General features: G+C 52.4%; 1 tRNA gene. It reads left to right on the top strand.

What is annotated here, in order from left to right:
- The first annotated feature begins 15 nt into the window (after window positions 1-15).
- Window positions 16-91, top strand: a tRNA-Glu gene (locus K5Q73_RS21550).
- Window positions 92-225 lie beyond the last annotated feature (134 nt).

Genomic DNA, 225 nt, shown 5'->3' with positions numbered 1-225 from the left:
TCTAATGCAGTCCGGGTCCCCATCGTCTAGAGGCCTAGGACACCGCCCTTTCACGGCGGTAACAGGGGTTCGAATCCCCTTGGGGATACCACTTATTTAAAGCGTTAAGTTTTAGCCTACAGAACTTAATGAGTATTCACTCTTTGCAGAGTCTAATGCAGTCCGGGTCCCCATCGTCTAGAGGCCTAGGACACCGCCCTTTCACGGCGGTAACAGGGGTTCGAA

It is taken from the genome of Shewanella sp. MBTL60-112-B2, assembly GCF_019655055.1.
GTDB lineage: Bacteria > Pseudomonadota > Gammaproteobacteria > Enterobacterales > Shewanellaceae > Shewanella.
This window is presented reverse-complemented; position numbering and strand designations above follow the sequence as displayed.